Source organism: Alistipes montrealensis (genome assembly GCF_018362775.1).
In the GTDB taxonomy this organism is placed as follows: Bacteria; Bacteroidota; Bacteroidia; order Bacteroidales; family Rikenellaceae; genus Alistipes; species Alistipes montrealensis.
Genome location: NZ_JAGYXY010000007.1, coordinates 39,554 through 54,633, shown reverse-complemented (window position 1 = coordinate 54,633; position 15,080 = coordinate 39,554). Strand labels below are relative to the sequence as shown.

The following is a 15,080-nucleotide window of genomic DNA, read 5'->3' as shown; positions in this document are numbered from 1 at the left end:
AAATATACGAAATCGGTCGGTTCGACGCAAACTTTACCGGTCGGCATCGAGTTGTGCCAGCAGCCCGTAGAACGCCGCATGCCCGATATGCGCCGCAGGAGCAATCGTCCGAAGGCTCCCGACTCCCTGCAACCCCTCGCGGAGCGCAGGTTCCAGCAGGGCGAACGAACGCGAAATCTGGCCGCCCATCAACAGGCATTCGATCTTCTGTTCTTCGAGCAGGCCGCGGATGCCTCCGGCGAGGATACGGCCCGCTTCGGCGAAGGTCGCTTTCGCCGCAGGGTCCCCTTCGGAGGCCATGCGGCCCAGGTCGGCCACCGTCAGCGCCGGGTCCGCAGAACCTGCGAGTTCGGCGTAGATGCGCAGGAAACCCCGCTTCGAGACATAGTCTTCGAGGATGCCGTCGCGGTAGGGACAGTTGTAAATCGCCAGCCGCGGCGACCCCGTGGGCGAGTACTGCACTTCGCGCCCGAGGCAGCAGGCAAAGCCGAGTCCGGTCCCGAGCGTCACGAGCGCGGCGTTTGCCGCATCCCGGGCATTGCCCCAGGTCATCTCGCCCAGCATCGCCGCATTGACATCGTGCATAAAGCGGACCGGCATGCCGGGTCCCGTCTCCGGAAGCCCGTGCAGCAGGTCGGCAAGCGAAAGCCCGTAAATACTCCGAAACTTGTGCTCCATGCGGGGGATGCCGTTGGCGTAGTCGAACGGCCCGGGAAAGGCGATGCCGATGCCCGCCAGCACGAGCCCGTTGCGCGCGGCGAAGGCTGCTCCCCGGGCCACCGAAGCGGCCAGGGCTCCCGTAATCGCTTCGCGCGTGCCGTCCGAAGGCATCGGACAGGAGAACTCCGACCCGGGGATCAGTCCCCCGGCGGAATCCGCTGCGACAGCTTTGAGGAACGTTCCCCCGACATCGAACAGCAGCCGGCAGCTATTCGTTTTCAAATCCATCCTTAAGCATCGTCTTGTGGACACAGATCGGCTCCGTGCGCAGGTTCTCGATCACGTAACGCCCCATGTCCGCGGGAACCACGACCATATCCATATACTCGGCGTCAAAGAAGCGTTCGGGCTCATCGACGGAGCGGATGCGCACGCGCTCGCCATCGACCAGCACCAACACGTGGAACTTGCCGTCGGTATTGTCCTCGATCGACTTCTCGAACTCCAGACGGCGCAGCGAGAAGTAGAGCATATCGCACTCGCCCACGATCTTCTCGGCCCAGCCTTCGCCCTGGCGCACGACGCGGGGCTGCTGAACGATATTGCCCCGCAGCCAGCTCGTACGGCAGTCGTAGTTGAGCGTGCGCTCGCCGTGCCACGTGTGGATGGGACGGGGTTTGCCGTCGAGGTCGGCGCGCAGGTAGTCGTAGAGTTTGTAGGTGTACGACCCGATCGTGAGGCTGCCGATCTCCAGGATCACCTGGTTGCGGCCCGAAGAGTGGATCGTACCGGCGGGAAGCATCACCTGGAGGCCGGGTTTCGACTCCTCGTAGTGGACGTATTTCAGGTAGTCGACAGGCTTATGCTCCGTATCGGCCAGCTTGATGTCCCGGATAAACTGGTCCGTATCGGCATCGTCGCGGAACCCGACGAAGGTCTTGGCGTCGTGAGCCGCCACAATGACGTAGTAGCTCTCATCCTGACGCCCCAGCTCTCCGAAATTCTCTTCGTTGTACTTGGCTCCCGAATGCACCTGGATCGACATGTTGCCGTTGCTGTGGTAGGTGTCGTCGTAGTTGAAACGGACAGGGAAGTAACCGCCGAACTTCTCGACGCACTTGTCGCCCATGATGGCATGGCCCTCCTTCTGTACGAACGAGAAGTAGGGGAAGTCGATCTTTTCGCCGCCCACCTCCACGACGATCGACACCTCCATCGGAATCAGGTCGAATACCCAGGCGCAGTTGCGCATCGAGTCGGGCAGGTTGCGGAGCTTCTTGACGTAGGTTCCGCCCCAGACGCCTTCCAGGTAGACCGGCTTGCACCGGAACGGATAGGACGCCAGCGACCTGAATATCTCGGTCAGCGCAGCCATCGGGATCATCTGGATGTTTTCGGGCTTGTCCGACGCCATGTAGTAATCAATCAGCGCGCCGCGCAGCAACTCGCCGCGGTGGTGAACGCCGATTTCGAAGTCGGCATAGTAGCAGCGGCGGATCACCTGATTGGCCGGGCGTGCAACTTTGTCGCCCATATTGGCATACTGTCCGCGACGGATACGCAGGATCGACTCCTTGGGGGTTACGTCGAAGTAGCACTTCACATCGTACAGGCCGAGCAGTTCCTTGGTCAGGCATCCGTTTCCGAAGACGATCAGCACGCGGCCTTCCGCCGCGGGCGCTTTCAACTCCTCGAGCCGGGACTTGAACGCGGCAAACTTCCGGGTATCGAAGAAATCTTCGAAACTGCGCTTAATCAGCCGGCCGAACAGCAGCGAAGGGTCTTTGCGGGTGTCCCACTCCAGATTGGGATTGATCATATCGGCAATTTCCTGCTCCGATTTGAGCACCTCGGCAAACGGGAAAGCCTCGACTTCGACGCCTTTTCCGATGAGTTGCTGCGAAAGCAGGTTGACCATGCGCGTCCAGTCGGCGGTAGCATAGCCGTCGAATGCCACGACGACATTCTTTCCGGGCGCGGCGCCGAGCCGCCCCATGACATCGGCAGCCAATGCCGAAGCGGCTTTCGGGGTTCCCGCGACGACCGCCTCGACGGCTTTTTTCGGAAGTTGCGGACGGTTGACGGCACGCGGGTCGTCATACGGGAAGGGGTTGTACATGAAACTCATGACAAATACATTTTTATAGGGTTAATTAGCTTATTTCGTGATATTCGAAGTCCATGATCTCGGACAACATGCCCAGTTCGCGCAGGTAGTCGCCGTCGACGATGGCGAAGTGCTGCGTGGTCCCGATCTTCAGTATCTCCTCGAAGAGCCGCTCGACGGGAACCACCGGACGGAAGATGCTGTGCGAATAGGTAGCCAGGATATGATCGCCTTCGAGCGAATCGACCAGCGTGGCGACCAGTTTATAGCGGCCGTCGCACTCGACCAACTGGGCCATGGTCTTGCGGCCCGGAGAGATGCGGTACCAGGCGAACGGCGCCCCGGCATACTTGTACGAAGTCTTGGCGAAACGTACGTCGCGGGCGATGACGACGTTTTGCTGCCAGGCGGGGTCGTTGTGGTCGTTGGGACCTGCATGGCCGCCCGCGAAAGTGCCGTAGTCGGACTCGATATGGAAAGGTTCGAGGAAGTTGACGTTCTTACCCGAAATCAGTTTCAGCAGGTAGGTGACGAGGCCCGCGCCGATGTCGGCCTCGGGAACCAGCACCGAGCAGTTGTCGTTGAACCACGGGTGGTAGAATCCGGCGCGCAGGCCTACCAGTTCGAACATGGCCCGGTCGATGTCGTTGAATACCATCACGTCGATGTCCGAAGATTGGGCCATCTTCTGGAGACCGATCGAAGCGCGTACCGAGGCTTCGAACTTGTCGCGCGCCACGTCGTCCATCATCTTGTAGCGGGAAGTCAGTTCGTCGCAGTAGGCCTTCAGCTCCTTGTCGCTCACCGCGTCGATCACATCGCCGTAGACCGAATAGGGCAGGAAACGGATTTCGGGGCCCAGTTTGGTGAACAGGTCGTAAGGGTCGATGTAGGTGGACCACATGGCCTCGTTGTAGTTGGCCAAAAGACCCACGTTCGACTGGCGGAGGATGGCGCGGGCACGGGCCGCCGAAGCGAAGAGGCGAACCTGTTCGGTGACCTCCTCACGCGAACCCATCACGACCTTCACGTGTTTGCGCCCGGTACGGGGAACCGACCCCGAGGCTTCGAGCGAACCGACGAGCGTGCCGGCGCAGAGGTAGTCGATAAAGTCATCTTCGTCGAGCGTATCCTTGAACGAAACGTGGTCTTTGGCGACGTTGACAAAGAGAATCGGCACATCGGGCATGTCCCGCAGGAAACGAATCCACGCAAAATCCTCGGACCAGGAGAGGAACTCGGCGATCACGAAATCGACCTTCTCCATGTAAAAATGGTCCATGGCGTCCATGGCCTCCTGCTTGTCGTAGACGATTCCGGGGAATACGACATCGAGGAAATCCATCGTCCCGAGTATTTTTTTCACATCGGCATCCTTGCGCTCGGCGTAAGTGCCTCGTTTCAATCCTTCGCCCAGCATCTTGAAGCGCGGCGACGCGATCAGCAGCAAACCTGCCTTCGCTTTTCTGGTTTTCAGGTTACTATTCATGTCTGATTTTGTTATAGTCCTTCATGTAGAAATATTTGGCGCCCAACAGCATGATCACGCCGCACACGAGCCACACGACAGCCAGCATCGAGATGCCGAACGACAGTCCGGCGGCCTGCTTCACCATACCCAGCACCAGGGGAGCCAGCGCTCCGATGGCGAAGCCGGTCATGATCATCACGCCCGAAGCCGAAGAGTGGTAACGGGGCGGAATAACGTCGTAGAGTACCGTGTAGGTGTTGGCGTCGAAGAATGCGCGGGCGAACCCGAAGCCGGCGAACCCGATATAGATCATCCACAGCGCGGCGGAATTGCCCATCAGGACGATGAACGGCACGGCGGCCAGCAAGCCGAAGCCCTGCATGGCCATGCGCCACGCGGGATGCAGGCTGCCCAGTTTGTCCGAGAGGCGTCCGGCCAGCAGCACGCCGATAAAGGCGAACAGGTGGGTGTAGAACATCGAGTGGAATCCGGCGCCTGCGAGGTCCATGCCGAAGTTTTCGTAGAGGTAGGTCGGCATCCACGTGAGGTAGCCCGTCAGCACGAAGATCAGTCCCGCGAAACAGACCGTGAGGATCAGGGCCGTCGGCGTGGTGAAGACCATGCGGAACCCCTCCATGATGCGCGGTTTGGGCTCGGCGGCCTCCGCGGCTGCGACGGCGGCCGGCTCCTTTTTGTCCTTCAGGCGCACGGCCATGACGATGCCGTGCACGACGCCGATGGCGCCGAAGATGTAGAAGGCGCTGCGCCAGCCCCACAACTGTCCGATATATCCCGCGGCGTAACCGCTGATGATGATGCCGATGTAGTAGGCCGTCTGGTGGACCGACATGGCGAAAGCCCGCGTCTTATCGTGGTACTGGGCCAGGAGCGAATAGTTGGCCGGGCCGAAGAACGCCTCGCCGCCGCCCGTGGCGACGCTGCGCATCAGCACGAGCATCACGAAACCGTTGCAGAGCCCCGTGAACATCGTGGCCACGCTCCAGAACAGGATACTCCCCGTAACGATCCATTTGCGGCTAAAACGGTCGCCGACCAGTCCGCCGATAGGAACCAGCAGGGCATAGAAAAGGTTGAAAACCGTGGCGATGGAGCCGATGGCTACGTCGCTCAGGCCCAGGTCTTCGCGGATGAGCGGAAGCACCACGTTGAAGACCTGCCTGTCAGCCTGGTTCAGCAGGTAGGCGACCCACAGCAGGGCCAGCACCTCCCACTTATATTTCGGGTTCTTCTTCCCGACGGTTGCAGTTGTCATTGGTTAGGGGTTAGGTTAATACAACATGTCATTGGTCGTTCCGGCGGCCTGTTTCCCGACAGCCGGAGTACGGAACGGAACGGCGCTGCGCTCCATAACGAGCATCGGGCTGTCCCAGACGGGGAGTCCCGTCAGTTTCAGTTGTCCGCCGATACTGTGGCCGTGCGGCAGCGAAAGCGCATAGATGCGGCCCGTAATCGGCTCGACGAGCACCGGATCGGAGAGCGAGAGTCCCCTGACGGCCAGTTCGACCTCGTCCCACGCCAGTTCGTCGGCCGGAATCCGGTCGGAATACCAGTACATGGCCCCGACGAGTTTCCCCTCGGCCCCGGCAATCCCCACGACAGCGATCTCCCGCGACGTATTGGCCCGGTATTCCAGCCGCCCGGCCGGCTTCATGCCGCGGTGCAGCAGGTTGACCATGTGCTGTACGCCATGGTAGGAAGGACGTTTGTAAACCACCTCTTTCAAGAGATTCGTGCGCAGCAGTCCGAACGATTGCTGCATGTTGGGATATTGCAGGTCGACGAGGGTGAAAATCGACGAACGGAGGCCCAGCGCAAAGTCGTTGGCCATGCGGCGCATGTCCCATTTGGCCTGGCTGTATTCGCTCCACTCGTGGTAGCGCAGCGCATGGCCCCATTCGAGCACCGAAGGACAGCCGCTCTCGCCCTGGAACAGGCGGATGCGCGGATCGTACGAAGCGACGAGTCCGGCCAGCGCCTCGATGCCGGGCGTAGCGTCGTCGGGATTTTCATAATAGGGGTGGAAACTGACGTAGTCGATCAGTCCCAGCTTGCCCCGCTCGCGGAGCATATCCAGTACGCGCCTTGTGAAGTCAATCGGCATGCGCGAAAGCCCGAATCCGATGATCACCGCTTCGGGGTCGACCTTGCGCACGGCTTCGGCAGTCCGGACCAGCAGTTCGGCATAAGCGTCGGGATGCTTGGCGTTACTGCCCAGGTTGGGCTCGTTCCACACTTCCCACTCGGCCACGCGCCCTTTGTAGCGGCGGACGACGGCCGTAACATACTTTTCCCACGCACGCATGGTCTCCTCGTCGGTGAAAATCCGCGAGCCGAGGCCCTTGGCGGCTCCGTAGAGGGGATTGCCGTAGGAAAGGCACATCCACGGCTTCACGCCCTGTTCGACGAGTCCGTCGACGGCTTCGTCGAGCCAGGCGAATTCGTATTTGCCCTTCTGTTTTTCGCAACGCGCCCAACCGCTCTGGAGGCGCGCAGCCCCCACGCCCAGCTCGCCCACATAGGGTTTGTAGGCTGCAAATTCGGCATACTCCCGGTCGAGGGTTTCACACCCTACCGACCAGGCCGGGTTGGCAAGTTCACGCGAAGCAGCGGTCGTTACCGATCCGATCTGTTCGAGCCGGGGCGAGACCATCTGCATCTTTTTCCAGGTCAGCGACCAGTGTTGTGCGGGTGCAGACGATGCAAACAAAAGGCCCAATAAGCTGAGAAAGACTGTTTTTTTCATTTTAAAAAGCGGTTAGCAGTTTTTTTTCATATCTTTGTAATTCCACAACATAAAAGGTGTGGGGTGTGGTGCTTATTTCTGATTGGTGTTGTGTAGTGTGGTGCAAATATAAGCAAAAAAACAAACAAACCAATATTTATTTCATTTTTTTAAGCGACAGACATGCCTGAAAAAATTAAAATCGACCCGGATAGTCAGATTCCGGTTTATAAACAGATCGTCGAACAGGTAGAACAACTGGTACGAAACGGCGACTATCCCGAGGGGCATTTGCTGCCTTCGATGAACGAATTGTCGGCGCTGCTCGACATCTCGAAGGAAACCGTAAAGAAAGCCTATTCCATCCTCCGGAACAAAGGATATATCGACGCCAGGCAAGGCAAAGGTTTCTACGTGGCGGCCACGGGCGCGGCGGACAAACTCCACATACTCGTGCTGTTCGACAAACTGAGCAACTACAAGCAGGTCCTTTTCAACTCGTTCGCCGAGGAGATCGGCGACGCGGCCGAAATCACCATACGCCTCCATAACCAGAACGTCGAACTGCTCGAATACTACATCGACGAAAACCTCGACCTGTTCGACTACTACGTCATTACGCCCCACTTCCCGCTCGACGCCGCGTCGCAGAAGCGCGTCATGAAGATACTCGCGCGCATTCCCAACCGCAAACTGATTATGGTCGACCACTGGATGGAAGCCCACCCGGGCAACTACGGCGCTGTCTACCAAGATTTTGCCAACGACGCCTACGAAGGGCTGGGATACGGGCTCAAGAAACTCAAGACCTACTCGAAACTCAACGTCGTGACGCTTCCGTCGAGCCTCTATTATACGTCGGTAAGCAAGGCCGTCGAGCAGTTCTGCCGCGACAACGACATCGCCGTGGAATTCCACACGAAGATCACCCCGGAGATCATCCGCGAGAAGGAGGTCTATCTGATCCTCAACAGCCAGTACGACCTCGGGCTGATCGAACTGGTACGCCGCGCCCGCGAACTCAACTACCGCGTGGGCCGCGACATCAGTATCATCTCCTACAACGAATCGCCGATCAACGAGATCATCCTCAACGGCCTGACGACCATCTCGACCGATTTCCGGCAGATGGGTGTACTGGTGGCCCGGATGATCCTCGACAAGACACCCGCCAAGATCAAGTGCGACTTCCAGATGATTCGCCGCAACACCTTTTAGGCACGACCGGCAAATGGAAAGCGGGAGATCCGGTGAGGATTTCCCGCTTTTTAAATACCCGGCATCCCCGAAGAGCGGCAAACAGGCGCAGCAGTCCGGGATTTTTTTATTATCTTCGCCGGAAATCCATTCCCGACGACAATGAAGAACCGACTTCCCGACCTCAACGTCCCGGCCCGCGAACGCATCGGCTGGGTGGACCTGCTGCGCGTGATCGCCTGCTTTTTGGTGGTCTTTTCCCACAGTTGCGACGCCTTCGTCGCCGTATTCGACAGCGACCGCGCGACCTTCCTGCAAGGAGCTCTGGCCGGCAGCCTCGTCCGGGCCTGCGTACCGCTCTTCGTGATGATGTCGGGCGTGCTGCTGCTGCCCGTGCGGACCGACGCCGGGAGTTTCTACCGCCGACGCATCGGCCGTATCCTCGTGGCGCTGGTCTTCTGGTCGCTGGCGCTGCCCGTTCTCTATTTCTTCTACATGCGCTACATCGGCTCGGCCAGTCCGGCGATCGACCCCGCGCTGTTCACCGGTGAAGCCACGCTCCGCAAGATGTGGACCTTCGTCTTCAATTTCACCTACGACACTACGCCGCTTTGGTATCTCTACATGCTCCTCGGCCTCTATTTCATCCTGCCCATCATGAGCGCATGGCTCGAACGGGCCTCGCAGCGCGATCTGCGGATCGTGCTGGGCATCTGGGGCCTGACGCTGCTGCTGCCCTACCTGAAGATGCTGGCTCCGGCGCTGGGCTATGCCGGCAATTACGGCAACATGGGCCTTTACGGCGTCTGCGACTGGAACGAATTCGGCACATTCTACTACGTCTCGGGTTTCGCGGGCTACCTCGTGCTGGCCTTCTACCTCGTGAAATTCCCGCCCGCGTGGAGCTGGCGCAAGACGCTGGGTATCTGCATCCCGGCGTTCCTCATCGGCTACCTGATCACGGGACTGGGCTATGTAATGATGCAGAAAGAGTTCCCGGGCAACTACGCCTACCTCGAAATCGTGTGGTATTTCGCCGGCATCAACGTCTTCCTGATGACCGCCCCGGTCTTTATCCTCGTGCAGAAAGCCGCTGCGAAACCCCGCGCATGGCTCTCGCGGCTGGCCGGCGCAACGTTCGGCATCTACCTCTGCCACTTCATCTTCGTGCAGGCCGGTTACGACCTCGTGCAGCAGATTCCGGGTCTTCCCGCACTGGTGCGCATCCCGCTGATCGCCTGCGGGGCCTTCGCCGTAAGCTGGCTCGTGGTATGGCTCATGCAGCGCTGGCGCCTGACGCGAAAATTCGTGGAGTAACCCACCGAACGGCGTAGATCCCGTCCGAATCCCGAACCCATTTTTTCAGTAAACCTATCCGATTTTCCGGGGCGTATCCATTCGTTACGCTCCGGAATCGGCATGCGCTATTTCCGGATGCGCGTCGATCCGGGAGAAACGGCCTGTTCGTGATGAAAAACCGCCGGTTCATTGAAAACCGAAACCGAAACGCTGTTTTTCGGGGAAGAGTTGATACCTTTGACCGATTTTTTACCCAATGTATAACCACCCCGCCGGGTGTATCCGGTTTATAAAAATTCCGGCAAACAAACCGCGGCGGGTTCACCCAGAAAATTTTAAATATGACATTTTTGACCTCCCGTCTGCATCGCATCCTGTGCCTAGCAATCGTAACGAGCACCGGGCTCATCTCGTGCGAAAAAGTAGCACAACTGAGCGACTCGGCCCGGGTGGAGGAGATCTCCATCCTCACGGCCGATCCCGACCGCGTAATTTTCGACCAGCCCGTCATCAAGGGCGAAGTCATCGAACTGCCGATTATTTACGGCAAATACCTCTTCCCGATCACCATCTCGCTGGATATCAAGACCGAAGCGGGATGTAAGCAGATACTCGGATTCGACGGGGGGGGGAACGAATTCACCTTCGACAACCAGAACCACGTCCGTGAACTCTACACGGTAGCTTCCAGCGGCGCCACTACGCGCTGGAAACTGCAGATCGTCGACGCCCAGTCGAACGAGTCGGCCGAGATCGCACGGGTCGGCGTCACGGCCGGAGAGGGATCGGAGATGCTGGCCGCACCGTATGCCCGCATCGACAAGGTTAACTCCGAGATCGTCTTCCAGGCACTGGGCTCCGCCGCTTATCCGCTGTCGTTCGTACCGGAATTTACCTTATCCGACGGAGCCGACTGGGCCGACGGAGCGGAAATCCCTGCGGAGACACTCACCTTCGAGGAGAAGACGAGCACGATGAAATACACGGTCGAAGCCGCCAGCGGCCTCACGAAAACCTGGACCTTCCGTTCGGAAATCGTGGCCCAGACCGACAACGGGAGCACGGCTTCGCTGACCGAGGACCAGGTGGAACGCCTGATGCCCGAGACCTCGAAAATCAAGTTCCAGGCGGGAACGGCCCAGCTCACAGGAGCCACCACGGAATTCAACGTGTCGAAAATCGGAGGACGCATCAACCTGATGATCCGTCCGGTGGCCCGTGCGATGGAATTCCCCGTCAAGGCTACGGTCGAAGTGCCCGTCCATGCCAACTCGGCGCTCTTCGGGGCTCCCGCCGACAACAGCTACACCTTCGAGTCCTACACCGACACCAAGCAGTTCTGGATCGTGGACAAAATATCGGGACTGGCCAAAAGCTGGACGATCGCCCTCGCTCCGGAGCTGAACACCGACATTCTCGGCCTCACCATCTCGGCCTACACCAGCACCCCGGGCAACGAGGTCATCGGCGTGGATACCGACCAGGTGGAGATCGACCACGAGAACAGCCGCATCACCGTCCCGGTCGGAAGGATCGACGGCGCGGCCATCGACCCGAAAGAGAAGATCAACCTGAAACTCACCTTCGCGCTGGAACTTCCCGAAGGATCGACCAGCACTTCGAAATCGTCGAGCCACACCTACGTCACGAATACGGGGACGATCACGGTCAAGACCAGCAACGGCCAGCAAAGCCGCAGTTGGACGCTCTACCTCAAGGATAAGAACGCCGCAGCATCTTCGGACACCGGCATATCGAACTTCTCGTATGCGTATACCTCGAAAGACAACCGGATGAAGTTGTACTCGACATCGGTCGTCGCGGACAACAACAACCATCGTATCACGCTGAAGATCACAGCCGGGCCCAAAGCCTTCCCGCTCACGCTGACCAACAAGATCATGAAGCTGAGCAATTCCGGGGCAACGGTCGTCGAACAGCAGATCGCCGACTACGACACGCCGCTCACGTTCGAGTCGCTGACCTCGACCAAGACCTTCACGGTGCGCGCCGAAGACGGGACCGAACAGCAGTGGACCATCGACCTCGAGTCGCAGGCAACGGGCCATAAGGCCGAAATCACCAGCTTCCTGGTCGGCAAAATCACAGGCGGCTCGCTCACGGCGGTGAAAATCGAACCGGAGACCAACCGTATCCGGATGGAGATCGAAGGAGTTCCGCCGTTCTATGCGACCGTCTCCATCGAAACCTCGGAGAGCGCCACCGTCACCGGACTGGAAAACGGCATCCTGGCAATCAACAACTACAACCACGAGATTCCGCTGACCGTCACGTCGCAGGACGAGGAGGTGACGAAAACCTGGACGGTCTACGTCGACAAACCCGTGGAGGTCCAGATCGACAACAGCGATTTCGAACTCTGGGGCGAGTTCAAGAACATCAACAGCGGGACCTACACCATCGACCCGACGCCCGGCGCCGGTTACGGATGGGGTACGGCCAACCTGACTCTGTTCAACATCGGCGTAACGGGAACCATGCCCGTCGAACGTGCCGACGGAACGCTGGCGGCCGAAATGACGACCTCGAACCAGAACACCATGCTCTACGGCTACGTCGTGGCGTCCGGAACGCTCTACACGGGTCTGTTCAACTTCAACCTCAGCTACATCACCCAGCCGCGTAAGATGACCAAGTTCGGCATCCCCTACACGGCACGGCCCACCTCGTTCTCAATGGAGGTGAAGTATGTTCCGGGCCCCCAGATGAAAGAGGCCACGAAAGAAAACAATAAATATGTGATCCACGACATCGCCGGCGTGGACAAGGGCCATATCTGGGTGGAGTTGCTGCGCTGGAGCGGCAACGGAGCCATCGACTACGACGGAAATTCCGAAGGGTCGGAGGACATCACCGTCCTGGGACGCGCCGAACTGGTGATCGACGGCGCGAACAACCCCTACAAGGAGTGGTCGAAAATAACGCTTCCGATGGTATACGACCCGCAGTACGCCGACATTACGCCGACGCATATCGCCGTGGTGATGTCGTCGAGCAAGGACGGCGACAAATTCATCGGCGCATTCGACAGCAAACTATCGGTAGACCACTTCGTGATTAATTACTAAAATACAGCCAGCAAGTTATGAGACTCAAACATATCGCAATACTCTCCTGCACGTTCGCCCTGCTCTCGGGCCCGGCCGCAAAAGCGGAAAACCCGTCGGCGAAAGCGGCGAAAACGAGCACCCGGACCGAAGAACTGAAACCCGCGCGCCAGAAACTGATCTCGTCGGACCGCAACATTTTCCGCGCAGGCGTACTGATCGGGACCGACATCGGCGGCGCCATTCCCGTGCCGTTCAAGTATATCCCCAGCACGTTCAACCCCTACCCGCAGTTGAACCTCGACATGGGCGTCTTTGCCGAATTCCGCCTCCAAGACCGCTGGAGCCTCGGGGCCAACTTCATCTACAAGACCGTGGGAATGAAGGCCGACGCCCGCGTCTCGAACCAGAAATACGAAGACCAGGAGGCCGGACTGCTCCAATATTACACGGGTACGGCCAAAATGGACATGTCGTTCACGATGTTCGAAGTGCCGTTCTACGCCAAATACACCTTCAACAACCACGTATCGCGCCTGCTTTTCGGCGGCTACTTCTCCTATAACCTGAAAGCGGAGTTCGAGACGCTGGCCACGAAGGGTTATTCGGGCGGCGAACCGGACAAGGTGGAGGTCATTATCGAAAAGGGCGGCGAACCGATCAACATGTCGTTCACCTCTTCGCTGCGCGACTTCGATGCCGGCGTAATGGTGGGTTACGAGCACACGCTCTACAACCGCCTGAATATCGGCATCCGCGTCAGCATGGGTTTCCTGGACATTTTCCAGAAAGACACCAAATATTTCGACTACAAGATGCTGCACATGCGCGGGTCGATCATCGTCGGTTATCGGCTTTTCCACTAGACGCAGCCCGCATCGGGCAGCAGGCTACCAGCACTCGATTTTATTTTTCAATTCAGGAATCCGGTCTTTTGTAAAGACCGGATTTTTGATGCCCTGCCGCTTCTGGGAAGTGTAGTCGGCCAGCAGCAGGAAAGCCTGACGGCCCAACAGCACGATCGCCGCAAGGTTGCACAACGTCATCAGCGCCATCGTCACATCGGCCAGGCTCCACGCCAGGTCGAGCGTCGCCAAAGCCCCGAACAGCACCATCGCCCCCACCAGCAGGCGGTAGAGCGTCAGCACCCACGGACGCGGAGTGATAAAACGAATGTTGGCTTCGCCGTAGTAGTAGTTGCCGATGATCGATGAAAAGGCGAACAGGAAGATCGCCACGGCGACAAATATGCCTCCCGCAGGGCCGATTTCGCTCACCAGAGCCGCCTGCGTCAACTGAATGCCGTTGAGCGAAGCGTCGGGAACGCCGCCGAACAGAATGATGAAAGCCGTACAGGTGCAGATGACCAGCGTATCGGTAAAGACCCCGAGGGTCTGGATCAGGCCCTGCTTCACGGGATGCGAGACGTGGGCCGTTGCGGCGACGTTCGGGGCCGAGCCCATACCCGCCTCGTTGCTGAAAAGTCCCCGCTTGATGCCTTGCATCAGCGCAGCGCCGACCGCGCCGCCCAGCGCCGGGCCCCATCCGAAAGCGTCGGCGACGATCAGTTCCAGCACTTCGGGCAGCCGACCGAGGTTGAACAGCACGACACCCAGCGCCAGCACGATGTAACCCAGCGCCATAACGGGGACGACCACGCTGCTGACACGCGCAATGCGGTGGATTCCTCCGAAGATAATCAGCAGCGTCAGCACCGCAAGCACGACGCCGACCCACACGTGGTCGATCCCGAAAGCCCCCTCCCACGCCGCACAGATCGTATTGCTCTGCACCGAGTTGAAAGCGAATCCGAACGTTACGGAGATCAGCACGGCAAACAACACACCCATCCACCGCCGCCCGAGGCCGCGCTCCATGTAGTAAGCCGGACCACCGACATAGGAATCGCGCCCGCGGCGTTTGTAAAGCTGCGCGAGGGTCGATTCGACGAAGGCACTCGCGGCCCCCACGAGGGCGATCACCCACATCCAGAAGACCGCACCGGGACCTCCGACCACAATGGCCGTGGCCACGCCCGCGAGGTTCCCCGTACCGACGCGGCTGGCCAGCGACACGGCAAAGGCCTGGAACGACGAGACGTGCCGTTCGCCCTTCGGGCCGCTTCCGGCCGACTCGCCCAATACGCGCATCATTTCGCCCAGCAGGCGGAACTGTACGCCCCGCGTACGCAGGGTAAACCACACGGCACATCCCAGCAGCGCCGCAACCAGCACATAGGTCCACAGCACGTCGTTCACGCTGCCGATCCAATCGGAAAGTGTCTCCATCTGCATCTGTTTTGGAACAAAGATAGCAAAGTTGGTGCTACATTCGGTTCCCGACAGGGCAAACTGCCCCTGCTGCGTCCCGCCGACTCCCCGTCCCGTTCCGCAACAGCCAAATCGGGGAATTTCCGGTAAAAAAAGAACAAAACAGGCCAGTCTCTTCCCAGACCGCCCGAAGCCATCATTGCCAGAAACCGCATCCGACACATAAAACAGTATAAATAAACAGTTTACAAAACCAGAATATTAC

The 15,080-nt window shown here is 59.0% G+C and carries 10 protein-coding genes; 4 read left to right on the top strand and 6 right to left on the bottom strand.

The genetic code is table 11. The annotated features are described in order from the left end of the window. Nucleotides 1-33: 33 nt before the first annotated feature. From KG007_RS12700 to KG007_RS12680, 5 genes are read right to left on the bottom strand one after another with little or no spacing between them, the layout of a single operon-like run. Nucleotides 34-948 carry an ROK family protein gene (locus tag KG007_RS12700; protein WP_213349315.1) on the bottom strand — a complete coding sequence of 305 codons (915 nt, stop codon included), beginning with the start codon at nucleotides 946-948 and terminating at the stop codon, nucleotides 34-36. After that, the gene (locus tag KG007_RS12695; RefSeq protein ID WP_249413355.1) at nucleotides 929-2,788 is read right to left on the bottom strand and encodes a class I mannose-6-phosphate isomerase; all 1,860 of its coding nucleotides are present in this window, start codon (nucleotides 2,786-2,788) and stop codon (nucleotides 929-931) included. Before KG007_RS12695 ends, KG007_RS12700 begins: the two co-directional genes overlap by 20 nt. A gap of 25 nt (nucleotides 2,789-2,813) precedes the next feature. Next, complete coding sequence (locus KG007_RS12690; protein WP_195461634.1) at nucleotides 2,814-4,256, bottom strand: hypothetical protein; 1,443 nt, start codon at nucleotides 4,254-4,256, stop codon at nucleotides 2,814-2,816. Next, complete coding sequence (locus tag KG007_RS12685; protein ID WP_195461635.1) at nucleotides 4,249-5,511, bottom strand: MFS transporter; 1,263 nt, start codon at nucleotides 5,509-5,511, stop codon at nucleotides 4,249-4,251. Before KG007_RS12685 ends, KG007_RS12690 begins: the two co-directional genes overlap by 8 nt. 15 nt (nucleotides 5,512-5,526) lie before the next feature. Then, nucleotides 5,527-7,002, bottom strand: a complete 1,476-nt coding sequence (locus KG007_RS12680) for a GH39 family glycosyl hydrolase (protein ID WP_213349312.1) — start codon at nucleotides 7,000-7,002, stop codon at nucleotides 5,527-5,529. 162 nt (nucleotides 7,003-7,164) lie between these two features. Here KG007_RS12680 and KG007_RS12675 point away from each other — a divergent pair, with 162 nt between their 5' ends. The 4 genes from KG007_RS12675 to KG007_RS12660 all read left to right on the top strand — a co-directional run bounded on the left by KG007_RS12675 (nucleotide 7,165) and on the right by KG007_RS12660 (nucleotide 13,411). After that, nucleotides 7,165-8,199, top strand: a complete 1,035-nt coding sequence (locus KG007_RS12675) for a GntR family transcriptional regulator (protein WP_195461637.1) — start codon at nucleotides 7,165-7,167, stop codon at nucleotides 8,197-8,199. A gap of 141 nt (nucleotides 8,200-8,340) precedes the next feature. Continuing rightward, entirely contained in the window at nucleotides 8,341-9,495 is a 1,155-nt protein-coding gene (locus KG007_RS12670; RefSeq protein ID WP_213349309.1) for an acyltransferase, read from the top strand. Nucleotides 9,496-9,818: 323 nt separating this feature from the next. Beyond that, complete coding sequence (locus KG007_RS12665; protein WP_249413354.1) at nucleotides 9,819-12,566, top strand: PCMD domain-containing protein; 2,748 nt, start codon at nucleotides 9,819-9,821, stop codon at nucleotides 12,564-12,566. Nucleotides 12,567-12,583: 17 nt separating this feature from the next. Then, nucleotides 12,584-13,411, top strand: a complete 828-nt coding sequence (locus KG007_RS12660) for a porin family protein (protein ID WP_213349306.1) — start codon at nucleotides 12,584-12,586, stop codon at nucleotides 13,409-13,411. Between the two features lie 24 nt (nucleotides 13,412-13,435). Here the strand turns inward: KG007_RS12660 and KG007_RS12655 are convergent, their stop codons facing one another. Beyond that, entirely contained in the window at nucleotides 13,436-14,833 is a 1,398-nt protein-coding gene (locus KG007_RS12655; protein ID WP_213349304.1) for an alanine/glycine:cation symporter family protein, read from the bottom strand. Nucleotides 14,834-15,080 lie beyond the last annotated feature (247 nt).